This is a genomic window from Psychrobacter sp. TB55-MNA-CIBAN-0194 (genome assembly GCF_040309505.1).
Classification (GTDB): domain Bacteria; phylum Pseudomonadota; class Gammaproteobacteria; order Pseudomonadales; family Moraxellaceae; genus Psychrobacter; species Psychrobacter fozii.
The window spans coordinates 1-269 of sequence record NZ_JBEOOW010000323.1; the positions used below are offsets into that span (position 1 = coordinate 1).

Consider the following 269-nt stretch of genomic DNA (forward strand, 5'->3'; position numbering starts at 1 on the left):
GACAAGTGCGCCTAGCAAAAGCTAGTTTCTGCAAGAATCATTGAATGTGTCAATTGTGCGCCATCAGGCGGGGCGCTAAGCAAGTTCAGGGCTATTTAGGTAAGTATGAGCAGGTTGTAGCTAAAAATAGCTCCTTGCGCCCCTACATGCTCACCTTAACGGTTAAAAATGGTGATTCGTTACCTGAACGCTTTGATCATCTTCAAAACTCTGTGAGAAAACTCTTACAGCGAAGGCGTGATTTTGGAAGTACAGGGCTAGGCAAAACT

Annotated in this window: 1 pseudogene; it reads left to right on the plus strand. The window is 45.0% G+C overall.

Annotated elements, in window-relative coordinates:
* Nucleotides 1-44: 44 nt before the first annotated feature.
* Nucleotides 45-269, plus strand: a pseudogene (locus AAEY75_RS15320) (protein rep); the annotation flags it as partial.